Annotated in this window: 19 protein-coding genes; 8 read left to right on the forward strand and 11 right to left on the reverse strand. The window is 37.5% G+C overall.

The features are described from left to right. The first annotated feature begins 3 nt into the window (after positions 1-3). Both SD427_RS01365 and SD427_RS01370 read left to right on the forward strand, forming a co-directional pair. Positions 4-1,401, forward strand: a complete 1,398-nt coding sequence (locus tag SD427_RS01365) for a DUF5689 domain-containing protein (protein ID WP_320559540.1) — start codon at positions 4-6, stop codon at positions 1,399-1,401. A gap of 387 nt (positions 1,402-1,788) precedes the next feature. Continuing rightward, entirely contained in the window at positions 1,789-3,216 is a 1,428-nt protein-coding gene (locus tag SD427_RS01370; protein WP_320559541.1) for an MAC/perforin domain-containing protein, read from the forward strand. Positions 3,217-3,339: 123 nt separating this feature from the next. Here SD427_RS01370 and SD427_RS01375 read toward each other — a convergent pair whose 3' ends face one another. From SD427_RS01375 to SD427_RS01395, 5 genes are all read right to left on the reverse strand, one after another. Continuing rightward, complete coding sequence (locus SD427_RS01375; RefSeq protein ID WP_320559542.1) at positions 3,340-3,810, reverse strand: DUF6702 family protein; 471 nt, start codon at positions 3,808-3,810, stop codon at positions 3,340-3,342. A gap of 58 nt (positions 3,811-3,868) precedes the next feature. Continuing rightward, the gene (locus tag SD427_RS01380; protein WP_320561071.1) at positions 3,869-4,615 is read right to left on the reverse strand and encodes a TIGR00730 family Rossman fold protein; all 747 of its coding nucleotides are present in this window, start codon (positions 4,613-4,615) and stop codon (positions 3,869-3,871) included. 12 nt (positions 4,616-4,627) lie between these two features. Then, a complete protein-coding gene (locus tag SD427_RS01385) occupies positions 4,628-5,341 on the reverse strand; it encodes a nucleotidyltransferase family protein (RefSeq protein ID WP_320559543.1) in 714 nt (237 codons plus the stop codon). 91 nt (positions 5,342-5,432) lie between these two features. Next, positions 5,433-5,843, reverse strand: coding sequence for an RNase adapter RapZ (locus tag SD427_RS01390; protein ID WP_320559544.1), 411 nt, complete (start codon positions 5,841-5,843; stop codon positions 5,433-5,435). A gap of 201 nt (positions 5,844-6,044) precedes the next feature. After that, a complete protein-coding gene (locus SD427_RS01395; RefSeq protein WP_320559545.1) occupies positions 6,045-7,064 on the reverse strand; it encodes an aminoglycoside phosphotransferase family protein in 1,020 nt (339 codons plus the stop codon). A gap of 48 nt (positions 7,065-7,112) precedes the next feature. Here SD427_RS01395 and xrtF point away from each other — a divergent pair, with 48 nt between their 5' ends. The 6 genes from xrtF to SD427_RS01425 all read left to right on the forward strand — a co-directional run bounded on the left by xrtF (position 7,113) and on the right by SD427_RS01425 (position 11,323). Then, the gene (gene xrtF, locus SD427_RS01400; RefSeq protein WP_320559546.1) at positions 7,113-7,643 is read left to right on the forward strand and encodes an exosortase family protein XrtF; all 531 of its coding nucleotides are present in this window, start codon (positions 7,113-7,115) and stop codon (positions 7,641-7,643) included. Further along, entirely contained in the window at positions 7,630-8,067 is a 438-nt protein-coding gene (locus tag SD427_RS01405; protein ID WP_320559547.1) for an exosortase F system-associated membrane protein, read from the forward strand. The genes xrtF and SD427_RS01405 overlap by 14 nt, the downstream gene beginning before the upstream one ends. A 246-nt stretch (positions 8,068-8,313) precedes the next feature. Then, the gene (locus SD427_RS01410; RefSeq protein ID WP_320559548.1) at positions 8,314-9,231 is read left to right on the forward strand and encodes a hypothetical protein; all 918 of its coding nucleotides are present in this window, start codon (positions 8,314-8,316) and stop codon (positions 9,229-9,231) included. Positions 9,232-9,291: 60 nt separating this feature from the next. After that, the gene (locus SD427_RS01415) at positions 9,292-9,861 is read left to right on the forward strand and encodes a hypothetical protein (protein ID WP_320559549.1); all 570 of its coding nucleotides are present in this window, start codon (positions 9,292-9,294) and stop codon (positions 9,859-9,861) included. Between the two features lie 21 nt (positions 9,862-9,882). Next, complete coding sequence (locus SD427_RS01420; RefSeq protein WP_320559550.1) at positions 9,883-10,458, forward strand: DUF6705 family protein; 576 nt, start codon at positions 9,883-9,885, stop codon at positions 10,456-10,458. 37 nt (positions 10,459-10,495) lie between these two features. Further along, entirely contained in the window at positions 10,496-11,323 is an 828-nt protein-coding gene (locus SD427_RS01425) for a hypothetical protein (protein WP_320559551.1), read from the forward strand. A 26-nt stretch (positions 11,324-11,349) separates the two neighbouring features. Here the strand turns inward: SD427_RS01425 and SD427_RS01430 are convergent, their stop codons facing one another. From SD427_RS01430 to nadC, 6 genes are all read right to left on the reverse strand, one after another. After that, complete coding sequence (locus SD427_RS01430) at positions 11,350-11,634, reverse strand: hypothetical protein (protein ID WP_320559552.1); 285 nt, start codon at positions 11,632-11,634, stop codon at positions 11,350-11,352. Positions 11,635-11,735: 101 nt separating this feature from the next. Beyond that, positions 11,736-12,734 (reverse strand): cation diffusion facilitator family transporter, encoded by a 999-nt coding sequence (locus SD427_RS01435; protein WP_320559553.1) that lies wholly within the window; start codon positions 12,732-12,734, stop codon positions 11,736-11,738. Between the two features lie 55 nt (positions 12,735-12,789). Further along, on the reverse strand, positions 12,790-13,782 hold the full coding sequence (locus tag SD427_RS01440) for an aspartate-semialdehyde dehydrogenase (protein ID WP_320559554.1): 993 nt from the start codon (positions 13,780-13,782) through the stop codon (positions 12,790-12,792). A 30-nt stretch (positions 13,783-13,812) separates the two neighbouring features. Beyond that, a complete protein-coding gene (locus SD427_RS01445) occupies positions 13,813-14,250 on the reverse strand; it encodes a hypothetical protein (RefSeq protein WP_320559555.1) in 438 nt (145 codons plus the stop codon). 91 nt (positions 14,251-14,341) lie between these two features. Beyond that, positions 14,342-17,023, reverse strand: coding sequence for a TonB-dependent receptor (locus SD427_RS01450; RefSeq protein ID WP_320559556.1), 2,682 nt, complete (start codon positions 17,021-17,023; stop codon positions 14,342-14,344). 209 nt (positions 17,024-17,232) lie between these two features. Continuing rightward, positions 17,233-18,093, reverse strand: a complete 861-nt coding sequence (nadC, locus tag SD427_RS01455; protein WP_320559557.1) for a carboxylating nicotinate-nucleotide diphosphorylase — start codon at positions 18,091-18,093, stop codon at positions 17,233-17,235. Positions 18,094-18,097 lie beyond the last annotated feature (4 nt).

The raw sequence follows: 18,097 nt of genomic DNA on the forward strand, positions 1-18,097 counted from the left end.
CATATGAAAAATATCATTAACTTTTTAAAAGCAACATTTTTGGCAGCAGGCATGCTGTCTGTAATGTCTTCATGTGTGAAGAATGACGAATGGGAAACACCGCCTTTCGAATGTTCCAATAAATTTCCTGAACCTACAATCTCCATGGCAGATTTTGCTGCCCAGGTTCCAAGCACAGGATTTAAGCTTATTACTACGGACCAGGTTTTTGACGGATATATTATTTCTTCAGATGAGCAGGGCAATTTCTATAAAACCATTTCTTTTCAGGATAAGGCCGTAAATCCTACAGTGGGCTTACAGATAGAGGTTGACAAAGCAAGTAATTTTGCAGACTTTCCTGTTGGATCCCATATCAGGATTAATGCTAAAGGCCTGCGGTTAGGACTTGACAGGGGAACTGTTAAATTAGGATCTGTAGATCCGGTTTTTGCCATCGGCAGAATTCCCCAGTCACTGGTAGGAAGATATGTTTCCGGTGTATGTGGCGGAAACGGACTTGATATCCAGACTATCGTTCCCACTCAGCTTGCTTCATTGGCCGATGCAAAAAACCCTAATCTCATCAATACATTGGTTACAGTTCCGGATGTACAGTTTAATATTGCAGAAATTTATCCTGCTGTAAAGAAGTTCCTTGATTATGACGCAGGCGGCCAAGGCTTAGATACAGACAGGAATATTGAAGATAAATCAGGGAATACTGCTGTCATCAGAAATTCCGGGTTCTTTAAGACAGGAGGAGAATTATTGCCTACAGGAAACGGGAATGTTACGTTTGTCGTAAGCAGATATAATTCCACTTGGCAAATGTTGATCAGGAGCGTTTCTGATATCAAATTTACAGGGACAAGAGTAGATGCAACACCGCCAAAAGGAGGTACGGCAATTACCTATACAGGTGCTTTCATTGAAAATTTTGAAAGTTATCCCGCTTCACCTGCCAATCTTGAATTATATCCCAAATATGTAAACGATCCTGTATTGGGAAACAGATATTGGCAGTTGAAGACATTCAGCAACAATAAGTATATTCAGTTAGGAGCTAACTCAGGAACAGGACCGTATGTAACTTATTTTGCTGTGCCGGTTGATTTTACTGCCGCAAATACTTTGAAATTTGACGTTAATGTCGGATTCTGGAACGGAAATGCCTTAAAAGTATATTATACTACCAGCTATACGCCTCTGGGAGATATTACTCAGGCTGCAAAAACAGATATCACATCAGCATTTACCATTCCTCAGGTTCCGGCTACCGGTTACGGGACATTAGCTCCGGCAGGGACATATACTATTCCCCCTACGGTAACGGGTAACGGATTCATCTTATTTGAATATACCGGAAACGGAAGCGGTGTTACGACAACCGTTCAGTTAGACAATATTCAGGTCCAGTAAAAAGATTTAAATATCCAAAAAGAAATATTGTACTGAAATAAACAGTAATTTTATCAGAATAAAATTATAATTCATTTATTGATCTAAGCTTGGAAAAGTAATACAGGCCGGCTTTCAATTAGGGTGGGATTTTTCTCACCCTTTTTTATTTATTATTATATGCGGTCATAACGATATTTAAGAGTATGCTGAAAAATAAATGCTATTGATTATAAGTGAGATGTATTTAATTAATTGTAAATCAATTTATTAATAAATATACCGCTTTTTTTGTTATCTGGTTTTTAATATAAAATTAAATTCTCCAGTTAGTGATATTTATCATATGTTTAAAATTTTGTTGTATAGTATTGAATATTACTTTTGCTGAGAAAATTATAAAGTACTATGAAAAAACAAATTTTATTTTGCTTTAGCAGCTTGCTAATGCTTTTTATGGCTTCATGTTCTTCGGAAGAACTTATCAATGATGCTTCAACAGAAAATCTTAAAAAATCACAGCCTTCATTATCAGGGAAATTTGCAGGTGACGGAATTTATGATGTTTTAGGTCATGGCTTCGATGCTGCCGGAGAATATGCTAATGCTAATTCTGCAGGCTTCCAGGTAATTAATGTAGAAAAATTTAAACAGGAACAACCCGGAAGAATAATTTCAGAAAATACAAATTCACAGGCCTATGTTGAAGAATATGGAGAAAACGCAGAATCATATTCTAAAATGGTTTCTACGAAAGTAGATGTTACGGCAGGTATTCCATTATTTAAGAAAACACTTTCTGTAGGATTCAGCTCTGCTGTTACGAGCAATCAGAAATTTGATGCAAAATATATCTACGGCAGTTATAACCTTACGATTAAGCAGAAAAGATTAAGATTTAATGCCACTACTGATATGTTAGCGGATTATATCAGTGATGAATTTGCACAGGATTTACAAACAAAAACACCTCAGCAGATTGTACAGGATTATGGCAGCCACGTAGCGGTAGATATTTATACCGGTGCAAAAATGGATATTATGTTTCAGTCTGAGACAACGAATGAAAGTCGTGACCGTGCCGCAAGAGTCGGGGTGAAAGTTGGTATGAAAGATATCTTTAATGTAGATATCAGCAATGATGTGAATACTGCAGAATCAAGCAAAAATTATTCTAAAAAATTATCCTATAAAACCAGAGGGGGTGATCCTTCGAAAGGTTTGATAGGAGAAATAAATCTTGATCAGGATAATCCGAAAATCAATATTTCAAACTGGCAGAATAGTTCAACACAAAGTAATGCTGTTCTTGTGGATTTCGGGAATAATGGCTTGACCCTTATTTATAACCTGGTCAAAGATCCTGCTAAAAAAGCTCAGCTTAAATCATATGTAGACCAATATTTATTGGATAATCAAATATCTTTAGAATATAATACATCAATGTTGTACGGCTATCAAAATCAGCCGGAAAGCAATCATTATTTTGCTTTTGATTCAAATCTGCAGCCATCCTCATACTGGACTAATGAAGGGCCGACATTTAAAGTTTTCAAATACAGAGCACCTAATACAGTGCCTATTTATTGCTACAAAAGTACTTCAGGCGCACATCATTATTACACTACAGCCAGTAGTTTACAGCCGTCTTCTTACTGGAATGTATATATGGGAATAGCCTTCTATGCGTATAAAGAAAGTGGTGTCGGCAGAATTCCTGTCTATAACTATAAAGCTAAGAACGGGTCAGATCATTATTTGTCTACCTCTCCTAATTTAGGTCCAACAAGCTATTGGTATTCAGAAGGTATTGCCTTTTATATTCCTGCGAATTAATCTGCAGATTCTATTTATACCCAATATGAACAGGCTGTCTTTGAAGGCAGCCTGTTTTATTTTGATATTGTTCAAATAAAAAACCACTGCATCAGCAGTGGCTTCTATAATCTTTAAACTTTCTTAGAAAGAAGCTTCATTCACTTCTTTTCCCCTTTGGAAATTCATTGTTTTCTGGCTTCCTTTGTAGGCAATGTTAACGAGGTTAATCTGCTTTGGGAAAACACTCAGGAGGATCGTATTTTTAATTTTTAAGGTACTGATATCTGAAACACCGCCTGCTTCAAAATATACCCATACAGTTTCTCCGCTGACCTGACTGCCCGTAAAAGTTATTGTTTTCGGCGAGTCATTGACATACACATCAAAATTATTGTTTACATATCTTTTTACTTCTGCTTCAAATCCGGCTGTATTCGGATTGATTTTTATGGCATCGGAAATATGACTGGTATTCATCTTTGTGGTAAACTTCAATGTTTTGCTTCCGTCAATATAATCCACTTTGGTCATTGAAGAGAAAAAGTCTACATATGCAAAACTCATTAACACAAAAAGTGTTAAAACTCCGGTAATACATAAAATTTTTTTCATCTTAAATAATAGATTTACAATCATGATTGTTTAGTTAAAGGTGACAAATAACATGCCATTAAAAATTTACATTAACGGAGTACTTGTCATAAAACGCCTTGATATGGGCAACCGCTTCGTCTGCGGTATCCACCACACGGTAAAGATTGAGATCATCTGGATTGATCATTTTTTCTTTAAGCAGTGTTTCTTTAAACCAATCCAGCAGTCCGCTCCAGAATTCAGAGCCGACAAGGACAATCGGGAACTTTCCGATCTTGTTGGTTTGAATTAATGTTAAAGCTTCCGTAAGCTCATCCAGTGTCCCGAATCCGCCCGGCATCACTATAAAACCCTGGGAATATTTGATGAACATCACTTTTCTCACAAAGAAATAATCGAAGTTCATAGAATAGGAGCGGTTGATGTAAGGATTGAAATGCTGTTCAAAAGGCAGGTCAATATTAAGTCCGATGGATTTTCCCTGCGCATTGAAAGCACCTTTGTTTCCTGCTTCCATAATTCCGGGTCCGCCTCCGGTAATGATTCCGAAACCAATTTTTGTAATCTTTTCTGCAATTTCCACGGCCATTTCATAATATTTGCTTTCCGGCTTCAGCCTTGCAGAACCGAAAATGGAAACACAGGGGCCTATTTTAGCCAGTTTTTCATAACCGTCTACAAACTCTGCCATTACTTTGAAAACCATCCAGCTATCCTTCATGATGGTCTCATCCCATGTTTTCTGCCTCAGGCTGTTGTGTAGCCTGATTTCATTGCTTTCAAGTTCCGGGTTTACCAGACTTTCGTCTCTGCTTCCTTCCATTCCCATTGTAAATTATTTAAAATATTGTTCAGCTTTTATGATGGATTCAGGTTTTCCTACATCAATAAGAATGCTGTCGTGCACAAAACCGTGGATAAGTTCAGTATGCATCAGGTCCAGATATTCTTCCATGACAGAAAAGTTGCCTATTCTTTTGATCTTGTCAAAAATAACAGGATTTATGCAGTGAATACCGCTGAAAGCCAGTGGCTTAAAGCCTTTGTTGAATTCCGCAAGCCGCTGTTCCCCTGTCTGTACATTCAGCCAGCCTCTTAAAACCAGATCATCATTAAAAAGCAGTTTTCTCGAACTTTCACGGTCCGAAACGGCTAATGTAGCAAAATCTTTTATCTTTTTATGATAATCAACCAGCTCTGTGATATTGAGGTCCGTTAAAATATCGGCGTTCAGGATCAGGAAATCCTCTCCGTGATCAAGAAGCCTTCTGGCAAAAACCAGGCCGCCGCCGGTCTCCAGCAGCTCCTCAGATTCATCCGAAATTTCTATCCGGCATCCAAAATTATTGTTCTGCTTCAAGAATTCCACAATCTGGTTTCCGAAATGGTGGACATTAATGACAAAATCTGTAATCCCGAAACTTTTCAGGTATCTGATATTCCTTTCCAGAAGCGGTACGTCATTTACCTTAGCCAGTGCTTTCGGATGATGATCGGTAAAAGGTTTCAGCCGGGTTCCTTTTCCTGCTGCAAAGATAAGCGCCTTCATATAATATGCATGATAAGTAATTGGTAATGAATTGATATACAGGTGATGAAATAATTAACAATGTTAAGTGTCACTCATTGACTGTTGTTCATTATTTATGATTGAGTTGGTGCTGTTCGTCATGGTGAAGGCTGATTTCCACCTGGTCGCCGTATTTTTCCTCAATAAAACGGGTAATTTTGATTGCAGAATACACCGATCTGTGCTGGCCGCCCGTACATCCGAAATTAATCTGAAGATTTTCGAAGCCTCTTTCCAGATAATTATCAATATTGATAGAAACCAGGCTTTTTATAAGCTCTAAAAATTTAGGCATGTCAGTTCTGGTCTCCAGGTATTCCTGGACTCCGATGTCATTGCCGGTCTGGATCTTATATTCTTCCACTCTTCCCGGGTTTAAAATTCCGCGGCAGTCAAAGGTAAATCCGCCTCCGTTTCCGGTGTCGTCTTTTGGGATTCCTCCTTTCTTGTATGAAAAACTGTGTATATCAATGTGCAGCATATTCTGTTATTTTTATTTTTAACCGTTAAGGTTTATTTAAGTTGTAAGAGTAATTAAGGTATTTTGATAAATCAAAATTTTAGCCTGAAAATTTTTGAAATAAACTGTTATTTAAGTTATAGTTATTTTAAATCATCTGATTTTTAAACATTCTCAATGTATATTTAACTTCCTTCTTGTTCTTAACAGCATAAAATAATCTTAATGGTTTATAATTGCTTCAATTTTCTGTTTTGTTTTCTCCAGATCTAACTGTTGTATTATTTTTGCCAGTTCAGGATAATCATCCATATTTCCCCAGGTCCGGGCAAATTCTGTAATATTTTCGATTCCTTTTTCAATGCTTGCCAGGAAATGATGCTTTTTCTGAACCAGGCCTCGGAAGCCATACGCTCCCAATACCTGTAAGAACCGCATCATTTTAAGCGGGTTCACCGATTTTCTTAGTTTATTCTGCGTTTCCTCCTCATCGAACTGTTTTATATAAAATTCCAGCATTTCATTTTTAAAGCCTTCAGGGAAATTGGCTTTGGCCTGAAATAGGAAAGAAACTGCATCATACATCAGCGGGCCTTTCATCGCCGACTGGTAATCGATAAAAGAAACTTCGTTCCTTTCATTTACCATAATATTTCTTGCCTGAAAATCACGGATCATAATTCCTTTTGGCTGCAGGTTTTCAATGAGGCTGACAATTTCTTTAAATTCTTTTAACAGAGCCGACTTATGGTATTCCAGTTCCAGGACATCTGCAATAAAATTCTTGAAATAGTATAAATCGTGGGTCACCGGTAGCTCATCATAGCTTTCATATTCAAACGTTCTGCTGAAATCTATTTTATCTTCCGTTGAAGCCTGAAGCTGATACAGTTTTTTAAGTGTTTGTTTCACAAGAGACTTTACATGATCAGACAAGCCTTCTCGCTCGATGATTTCCGAAAGGGTATGTGCCCCTAAAAATTCCTGGATGTACATTTTACGGTCATCTGATACCGCTGTAATTTCGGGGGTATTGAGGTGTAAACCTGAAAAAATCCCGGAGTAATATAGAAAGCTTTCATTCTCCTGGATATTCTCATTGTAAGTAATGATGTATTTTTTGTCCTGGGCTGTAGCCAGAAAATTAATCCTTGCAGAGCCGCTCTGTGCTAAGGGTATGCATTCAGAAGTTTCTGTACCGGTAGAGCGTTCAAAAAATCGTTTGGCGTTTTCAGCATTCATAGACGAAACAAATATACTAATTTACGCGGTAATCTTTATCTTTGCCATATGTTAAAGGACTTTAAACCGGTTTTAGGTATTCTGCTGCGTTTTATCATCATTTATGTGGTGTTGCTTTTGGCATATCAGTTTTACCTTAACCGTTTTCAGCATGAGGGGCTGGATCCTTTTTCCAGAATGATTGCCGCGCAGGTAATGGATATCCAGAATTACTTAGGGTATTCTACCCGGCTGTATGATGATGTAAAAGGGGAGCAGGTTTACTTTTATGTGAATGGAGCATATCCTACCCGGATGGTAGAGGGCTGCAATGCCATTTCTGTCATGATCCTGTTTGTGGCTTTTGTTTTTGCTTTTTATAAAGGTAAAAAAACATTCGCTTTTGTGCTGGCCGGACTTGCCCTGCTGTATGTGATGAATGTACTGAGAATTATCGGGCTCAATATTGTAGTGACAGAATATAAATCTTACAGTAAAGTTTCCCACGATTATGTTTTCCCGGCTGTTATTTATGGCACCGTAGTGGTTCTCTGGCTGGTATGGATCAAATTTTTTGCCTTAAAAAATGAGAATTCTTAGCTGGTTTTTGGTTATTGCCGGAGTTTTCGGACTTATCGGGGTACGGGCGCTTGAAGACAAAATCTTCTATGACCCTTTCCTCAGTTATTTTCATGAAGCAGACAAAAATATGCCTTTTCCGCATTTTGAATGGGGGAAATTAATCGCCGGCCATCTGTTCAGGCTGATCCTGAATTTATTTTTCTCCTGCTTGATCCTTCATTTCTGGTTTAAAAATAAACAATGGACCATTCAGGGTGCCGTATTAATGCTTATTGTCTTTGCCGTTACTTTTCCCATATACCTGTACTGTATCTATGACCGTTTCGGTACCGGCTATCTTTTTTCTTTTTATATGCGAAGGTTTGTGATCCAGCCTTTGATCTTATTGCTTATTATCCCGATGTTTTATTATAGGAAAAAAATAATGCAGAATAACAAATAAATCAAAAAGAAAAGAAATATTTTCTTAAGAAATAAAATGGTTGTTTAATTTTTTTTATTTTAGAGTGTATTTGTTTAATTATTTGAATGATAGGTAGTTATTTTGATTAAATGTTGAATTAACTGACAAAATTTGTTGTGTTTTTATTATATTATTTTTCATATTTAGTATTTAGATTTGTAGGGTTAGTTTAAACTGATAATCAATAATTTTATATCTTTAATCCTGTAAAAAACATCAATACCCATGAAGAGAAAAATTATTCTCAGGCTGTGCTTACTGACAGTCTTTCTGGCTCTGCTGTGGTCCTGCCGTAACGAAGATTTCGCCTCCGGCGAAACAAAACCCCAACGAAACAATGCCGACTTTTTCCGGCATGCCTCATCATCTGCTACTGCAAAATCCGGTGTAGACTACATCAGTATCCTGGAAGCTTACAACAGGGAATCGGATTTTTTGTCTTCCATGGCGGATCAGCAAGGGATGCCGATTTGGGACAAAATGCAGGTTGTGGATGCTGACCATGCAACCGGTTTAATGATCCCCCTTTCACATGATAACGAAACCATGAGCTCTGTGCTGTTTGCTACCCTGGATGATAAAAATTCGGTAACCGGAATAAAAGATTATGACAATGCCCTGTTGGAAAGCATTGTTTATAATGAAGGTATAGACATAAAGCTGCGGGAAAGGATGTTCTATACTTTTGTGTATATGGACAACAGGACCTTCGGGAACGAGCTTTTTACCAATATTCCTAAAGGCATGATGGATGACCTGAAATATGATAAGGAATACGAAAGGATATGGATAAAAGATTTTGAAGAGCCTAAACATGTACACAGTGAAACCTCAAAAATGTTATATATAGAAAGCTGCGGTTCTTCCTGGTCCTGTAAAAACCATGAAAGCTGGTCTAAGTGTGATCATTGCCCGGCATGTTATACAAGTTCCTGCAGCACTACGGTAATATGGATTCCTGATGAATCGTTTCCCGGATCTCCCGGCATGCCTGGCGGCGGTGGCGGTGGTGGAGGAGCAGGACCTTCTATTCCTCCAAAAGATCCTTGTGGCTTAACTACCGTATTTTACAGATTAGCTCCGGGATGCGGCGGCGGCAATACAGGTTTGCCAGAGCTAGATGATCCCTGTGAGAAAATATAAAAATCTACAAACGATTCTAAATACAAATCTAATATAACAAATTTAGAAGGGAAAACAGGATTGAATCATGAAGAAGGTTATAGATTAGGCACTCCAATATCAGGCAGTGGACAAACAGGTACTCAAAACCAATTGTTACAAAATTTACCTGGTACCCATGAAGTTGATATGAAAATTTTCAGCAATACATTTGCGCTGATGCATACCCATTATGACGGCATATATCCTATATTTTCTCCCGGCGATATACTTTTGTTTAACAACTGGATTGTTTGGGCAAATACATGGAACTCAATACCAACAAATACCCCGAAGATTCCATTAAATAATCTTACCTTAACAGTAGTAACAAGCAATGGGAATTATCTGCTTGCGTTTGATGGTTCTTTTGTTGACCCGCTTCCTGCTTTTACTCCGGAAGGATTCGATGATTTGAATACAAAGTATAAAAATAATTATTTAGATAAAACACATACAAATGGTAATTTTAACATGGAAAAGGTTGAAAAGGAATTTTTAAGCTTTATTTCTGAAAAAATGAATATGACAGGATTGAAATTATACAGAGTAAAAAGCGATGGAAATTATGAAATTTCTTTAAGTGATCTTGATGGTACGAAATGTCCATAAATAAATATAAAAAATAATGTTATGAAAAATATAATCTTAATAATTACTTTATTATCAATTAATTTAGTTTCATGTCAGATTTATCCTCTCAATACAAGCCCAAGTGATATACCAGACAATGCCTACATAAAAGATACAAATAATGAATGGGACAAGTTTGTCGGTACATGGAAAGGAAACTGGAATGGCAAAACTCTTTATCTTGAATTAAAGAAAGTGAAAACGTATTCTTCTATTCCTGGAGACACTCATCCATTTTATACCGATGAAGTACTTGGTGAAAGGAAAATTATTGATACAAATGGAATTGTAGAAATAGATAGAATTTCTAATTTTGATTATGAACATCCAGAATTTCGGGGAATGACTAAAAGCATAAAACCTCCGGGTAGAGACAGATTAACCTTTTACCCTAAAAATATGTGCAGAAAGTCTGCTACACTGGATATTGTGAATTTCACCGGGACTCAAATGACATTACATTTCGAGTATGAGCCAAGTGCTTATGATGAAAACTGTATTCACAATACTTATGTACAGCAAAATGGAGATTTTCCTATTAATTTTCCTAAAGATATTATTTTAACAAAACAGTAAAAAGAATTCTGTTGATTGTTACTCTAAAGATATAAATATGAAAAATAGTATTACAATCAATAATCCCTGCCCAGAAAATTGGGAAGATCTGCAGGATTTTCCTCAAGGAAAATTTTGTGAGAAATGTTCTAAATGTGTATTCGATTTCACTGAGAAAACAGACGACTATATTCAGGATATCTTAAAACAGGCCAACGGTAAAGAAATCTGTGGAAGAATTTCTGCAAAATCAGTTTCTGCTATTATAGCAGGTATTGTTTTGATTACAAAATTAACGTTTGTTCAAGCTCAAACTAAAAATGATTTTGGGATTGCAACAGAACAAAAAATAATGAGCAGAACTAGAGTATCTGGTAAACTGATTTTTAAAACAACAAAAAAAGAGATTCCTAATGCCGAAGTTTTCTTCATTCATAAATCAAGATATATTAAAACAACAACTGATGAAAACCGGAATTTTGCTTTAGAAATACCTAACGAATTAATTGAAAGGAAAAACGTTTTATATTTTGATTTTGAAAAATTAAATGATCAAACATATAAAAGCCATGATAGAAAACTTTCTAATTTGATGAATGGTGATATTTATGAAAATACATCAGTTATTTTTACCAAAAAGGAAGAAATGAACGAAAAAGAATTTGAAATAGATTCACAGCATTCCTATATAGGAGCTGTTGTCATTAGTATAGAACGACCTCCGAATTATTATTATTTCAATGGGAAAGGCATCAATGAAAGAAAATTCGAAAAGCTGAAGAAAGGGAATCCACAATATCAATACTTTTCTTTTGAAGGTAAAGAAGCAAAAGTTCTTTCGAGAATTGGATTTATTGATAGAGTATATGTGTTATATTCAAAATAAAAGTTTCAGAAACTCTGAAACTTTTATTATTCTTTATTAAAATATTTATCCAGTTCATCAGTAATTCTTGAAACGGAATTTTCATCTGTAATAATCATGTTAATAATAATTTTTCCTTTCTGAATACCTACGCCTCCGGTTCCGGTCTTATCTTTATTATTAATATTATTAATAAACTGAATCTTTTGATCATCTTTGAAAAGTTCTTTAAGTTCCACCTTAAAAATTTCTACCAGTTTCGGGATGTACTGCGACTTCACATCAAACATTTCGTTTTCCCAGTTTGCATAGGTCACCCTATCGATATTCAATTGATAGGCAATGTCCTGCTGAAAATATTTTGTTGTTCCTCAGCCTTTTAAGATTGATTCCGACTCCCATATGATTTACTTTGACACCTGTCATATTTTTGTTACTCTGCCGTGTGCTTTTCCCAATAGGTGACATTTTCCGGAGTCCATATTACTTTTTTTATAAAATCCTGTTCGCGGACAGGGCAGTCTGAAATCCTGCAGATGGCACAGGAAATCGGCTTACAGTCGTCCATATGGAAATTAAACTCGACACTTCTGTTGATGTTTTTTGCCAGAAGGAGGATCATCTTTTCCATTTCATTGTGGGCGTCCCGGAGGCTGTAATACCAGGGGAGCGTAATATGGGCATCAATGTGCAGGGAGGCGCCGAACTGCTGGATTTTCATGTTATGGACATCAATCCATTCGGTTCTCCTGTTTTCTTCCAGGATCTTAATGATCTGGTCCAAAAGGTCACGGTCCTGTTCATCCATAATCCCGCTTAGTGATTTGCGGACGATCTTATACCCAACCCATATGATGTAAAACCCAAATATCAGGGCTACTACAGAATCCAGCCAGTAGATTTTGGTGAAATAGACAACGATAAGGCTGATTACCACTCCAAGTGTTGTTACGGTGTCCGACTGCAGGTGTTTTCCGGATGAAATGAGCACCAACGAGTTTTCCTGTTCCCCTCTTCTTACGGAAAGGTATCCTAAAAAGTAATTAACCATTGCTGTGGCAGCAATAATGGCAATCCCCCAGTCGAGCCGGCTTAAAACTTTTCCTACTACGAGGCTGTTGATGCCTTCATAGATAATCATAATCCCGGCAATGGCAATCAGCGCACCTTCGATGCCCGATGTTACAAATTCTACCTTTCCGTGGCCATACGGATGGTCTTTATCTTTAGGCTTTGCGGCCAGATACAGGGAATACAGGCCCATAAAGGCACTGATGACATTAACGATGCTTTCCATGGCATCAGAGAATACCGCATCGGAATCGGTCATTTTCCAGGCGATGATCTTTCCGATAAAAAGGATCACCCCGAACGCGGCAATCAGTTTCTGAAAGCCTATTTTATCTTTTTTATGAGTTTCCTGCCTGTTCATAAGGTTTGATAAAAAAAAGAATCTCACTGCTGAGACTCTTTTTATTTTTGTTAGTTTATACTAAGTTATTTGCTACCAGGTATTCTGCAATCTGTACCGCATTGGTGGCGGCGCCTTTCCGCAGGTTGTCAGCCACAATCCAGAGATTCAGGGTCTTTGGCTGAGAGAGGTCCCGCCTGATCCTTCCGACGAATACTTCATCTTTTCCTTCGGAATACAGCGGCATCGGGTATTCATTGTTTTTTACATTGTCCATTACCACGACACCCGGGGTTTCAGATAAGATTTTTCTCACTTCATCAAGGTCGAATTCATTTTCAAATTCAATATTGACACTTTCCGAATGGCCTCCCTGCACGGGAACCCTTACTGCAGTGGCAGTGAGATTGAATGTATCGTCACCCAGGATTTTCTTAGGCTCCTTCATCAGTTTAATCTCTTCTTTCGTATAATCATCATCAGCAAAAACATCACAGTGCGGAAGTGCGTTTTTGAAAATCTGGTAAGGATAGACTTTCTGAATAGAATCATCGCCGCTGATTTCTCCGTTCAACTGATCAACAGCTGCTTTACCGGTTCCGGTTACAGACTGGTAAGTGGATACGATCACCCTTTTAAGATCATATTTTTTGTTCAAAGGCCCCAATACCATTACCAATTGAATGGTAGAACAGTTGGGGTTGGCAATGATTTTATCTTCTTTCGTTAAAACATCTGCATTGATCTCAGGAACCACCAGTTTTTTGTCAGGATCCATTCTCCATGCTGAAGAATTATCAATTACAGTCGTACCTGCTTCGGCAAAAAGCGGTGCAAACTCCAGGGAAGCTGACCCTCCTGCCGAAAAGATGGCAATATCAGGTTTGGCAGCTATAGCGTCCTTCATGCTTACAATCGTAAATTCTTCCTGTTTATACTTCACCTTTTTACCTACGGATTTCTCGGAGGCTACGGGAATCAGTTCTGTGACAGGGAAGTTTCTTTCTTCCAGAATTTTAAGCATAACCTGGCCAACCATTCCTGTTGAACCTACTACAGCTACTTTCATTGATAATTAAAATTGTTTATGTTAATATATTTATGCCCCGAAGACTCTGGTCCAAGGGAAAGCATAGGCGAATAAACTGACTGCAATCAGCCCCATGATCACTACCGTTAAAGAAAGGGAAGGGCCGACTTTTACTTTTTTATAGACTACCGTCATCAGAATGGCAGCAATAAGCATAGAAAACGGATGTTCCACATACTGGAACCTTGAATACGGATCGCTCATCAGTGTTCCGGAAGACAGGGCTGCTTTTACGCCCGGCGATACCAGCAGTAAAACAATCCCGGCCAGAAACTGAACGTGGAAAAAGATCATGGTGAAAAGGGTAATCTTTTTCAGGAACTTATTTATTTTCCCGCTGAACCCGAACATGGTGGTGAGAAGGGCAATAACAAACAAGGCCACCAAAAGGAGTTCCAGATATCCGATTCCTTTATGTGCACTCAGTAAAATCTTGTAAAAATCCATAATCTATTTTCTTTTTTTCTAGTACGCAAATATAACAAAAATCCCGGCGAAAAGCCGGGATGGATATGTAATAAAATCTAATGTTTTTTTATTAGAATCTGAAGGTTAAACTTGTAGACCATGTTCTACCAAAACCAAAATATACTTGGTTAGATTGATGGATACCTTGGTAAGTTCCTACATTGTTGTAAGCTGTAAGTTGAGCATTTTGTGATGCTAACTGTGCAGCAGGCGTTGATCCTGTTCCTACAAAATTATTCGCAGAAAGACCAGTGTGGTTGTTAGTTGTTGCTTCAACGATATACGTAGTATCAAACAAATTGTATACGTTTGCACTAATTGTAAAACTCTGTCCTCCTTTTAAATTAAATTTGTAGTTAGCTCCTAAATCAAATAAATGATAATCAGGCAAACGAAGAGCTCCAAACTGTGTTGCAGGTGCAGTATAAGTAGCTGAATTTCTTGAGTTGTCAAAATCATTTACGTTGAAACCAGCATAATTTCTATCAGCATATCTCCAGTTAGCATAAAATCTTAATCCTGCTACAGGTTTTAAAATTACAGTAAGTGAAGTTGTTGTCTGTGCAGCATCACCAACCTTTACACCATCTAAAGCTAATGTAGCAATGTTACTTCCTGCTGCTAAATTAATTGGGTTGTTGTTCTGGTCATAAGAGGTACTGCTTGCATTACCTTCATATTCCCAGTTCCCTAATGAGGCCGATCCTTCTAGTTCAACATATTGACCTAGTTTATATGATGCTTCAAATTCAATTCCTGAATGAACTTCTGTTAGACCGTTGACTTCAGCATATGAAAAAGGATTTGAAACCCCATTTGCATCTATAATTGTTAAGCCAGTTCTTCTCTGGAATCTATCAGCCCAAGAAGTTCTGTATAAGTTGACATTCGCTCTAAAGTTACTAGCTCTAAAACCGTATCCTAATTCTGCTGAGAAAATTTTCTCATTAGTCAAGTTAGGATTTACAACTTGCTGATTGTTTGGATAAACAGATGTAAAGAAAGGCTGTCTTGAATAATAACCGATATTACCAAATACATTATGATTATCATTTATATTATAATTTAATCCACCTTTTACATTATATCCCACAAGGTCTTTAAATCCAGTTTTTGTATTAACTATCTGTCCTTGTTGTTTAGTAACTCCGTCAAGGACCCAATTATCAATTCTTTGAAAAGATTGATTAGATATCGAACCTTGAGCAAATGCAGATATCTTATCATTTGAATATTCAACCTGTCCGAAACCTCCATACCATAAAACTTCACCATTATAATTTCTACTGGCAATCTGAGAATCATCTTTAACTGCTTTCACAAAAGGATTTGCAGATGGAACAGTGCTGTATGATTGGTTAACAGTGTAGAATGGTTGTTGGTTTAGATTTTGATTTTCACGATATTCTCTATTACCCAAGAAATCTGTAATCACTCCTGGGTGGTAACCGAAGTAATATCTACCATCAATTCCAACAGAGAAATTCCAGTTATCGTTGATTTTATGTTGGAAATTTGATAAAATTCCATACCAGTCATGAGAGTTTACGTGTGCTCTCTGTACCAATCCGTTTGTTCTTGTTGCAATACCAGGTGTAGCATTTGCTGGAGCGTTTGTAGTGTTCCCCACGGTAAAGTCTGAAACAACCTGACCCTGATTCCATCTAACGATATCATCCCATCTTATCTGTCCATCAGCTGTTTTAGCAACATTGAAAACAGTTTTTCCGTTGATGCTTCCTAAGAAACCAGTTCCTCCACCTCTACCCCAAGAGCCGTAACCTACTGTTGACAATTTTGATTTTTCAGAGATTTTCCAATCCCAGTTGATTGAAGCGATAGGTTTTGAGTAGTAATTGGTGTTAGTTGAAAACTGCTGACCATTCAAAGTTCCCCAGTTAGAGTTGTATCTTCTGTTTGGATCCTCTGCTTTTACTCCGTTTAATAGACCATCACCCATATCTAGATATGTTGCAATAGTATTGGTAAAGTTTTGGTTATGCCATTGAGGAGCTCCCGTAAATGTAAACTGTAGATCGTGTTTTTCATTTGGTTGGTATCCTAATGCAAAGTAGTAGTTATAAGATTCAAAATCTGAACCGTCAATATACATTGCTCCTGCAGTTCTTCCTAATAGGAAAGATGAAGACCATCCTGTTTTTGATTTTCCTGTATTATAAGCAAAAGAAGTCTTTAAGTATCCGTCATTTGCAATTCCCAAGGTTACTATTCCTTCTCTTTTTTTGTCTGCAGCTTTTGTAATATAGTTCATTGTACCCCCTACTGAAGCAATTGCCAATTTAGAAGATCCAAGACCTCTTTGTATTTGGATGTCTGAAGTTACATCAGCAAGACCCGCCCAGTTAGACCAATAAACGGCACCGTTTTCCATGTCGTTGACAGGCATACCATTGATCATTACTGCGGTATTTGAATTACCGAAACCTCTAACTCTAATGTTAGCATCCCCGAAACCACCGCCACCTTTCGTAACATAAACTGAAGGAGTTGTATTTAAGATTTCAGGAAGTTCCTGGTTACCTAATCTTTCAACAATTTGTGCAGCTTTAATATTTGAAACAGCAACCGGTGTTTTTCTGTCTTTCGCAAGATCGGCAACTCCAGCAATTACAACCTGTTCGATATCCCTTGATCTTGTATCAGCAGTATCCTGAACCTGTTGTGCATAATAAATACTAGCTGTGGATAAGGTAATTATCGCAGTTAGCATTGATTTGTTGATTAATTTCATAATCGTTAGTAATAGTTAGATTTAATTTTCTGCAAAATTGAGGAAATAAAATTTAACTAATATTAACTTTATGTTAATTTTTAAAGAATCTTAATAAGGTTCAATAAATTGATTTACAATGCATTGAATAATATTTGAGATTTCATATGAAAAAAATCAGATTATTGATTTTTTAACAAAAACACTTTATTTTTACTGAAAATCTAACGTTATTTAACGGCCTTAAGGCTCAAATCCATATTATCAGCAGAATGCGTCAGTGCCCCAGCAGATATGTAGGTAACACCTGTAGCAGCAATGGCTTTCAGTTGTTCACGGGTAATTCCGCCGGATGCTTCGGTTTCGCATGAACCGTTGATCATCTTTACGGCCTTTGCCATAGTCGGGATATCCATATTGTCCAGCATGATCCTGTCGACCTTTGCCTTGATTGCTTCTTCCACTTCATCCAGATTTCGGGTTTCCACTTCTATTTTAAGCTTCTTTTTATTTTTTTTGATGTAATCCTTAGCCATTTTTACGGCATTGGTAATACTTCCGTTGTAATCGATATGGTTGTCTTTCAGCATGATCATGTCATAAAGCCCGTACCGGTGATTGGTTCCGCCGCCAATGGCCACCGCCCATTTTTCGCAGACCCTGAAATTGGGCGTGGTCTTTCTGGTATCTAAAAGCTTGGTCTTGGTTCCTATCAGTCTTGAGTCCCAGTCATGGGTAAGGGTGGCAATCCCGCTCATCCGCTGCATGCAGTTCAGTACCAGCCTTTCTGTGGAAAGGATAGACCTCGCGCTTCCGGTTACGGTAAAAGCAATGTCTCCGACCTTCACTGCGTCACCATCTTTTACAAATGTTTCAACATGCAGGTTTTTGTCAAATGTTTTAAAAATAATTTCAGCCAGTTCCACCCCGGCCAGGATGCAGTCCTGCTTTACGAGGAGCTTTGCGCTCTGCTCAAGGTCCTTGGGAATGGTGGAAAGGGTAGAGTGGTCGCCGTCCTGAATGTCTTCTTCCAAAGCATTTTTGATGAACTGTTTCAAAACTTTATCGGTTACGTATGCCGGTCTCTTCATATTG

Source organism: Chryseobacterium sp. JJR-5R, assembly GCF_034047335.1.
Classification (GTDB): domain Bacteria; phylum Bacteroidota; class Bacteroidia; order Flavobacteriales; family Weeksellaceae; genus Chryseobacterium.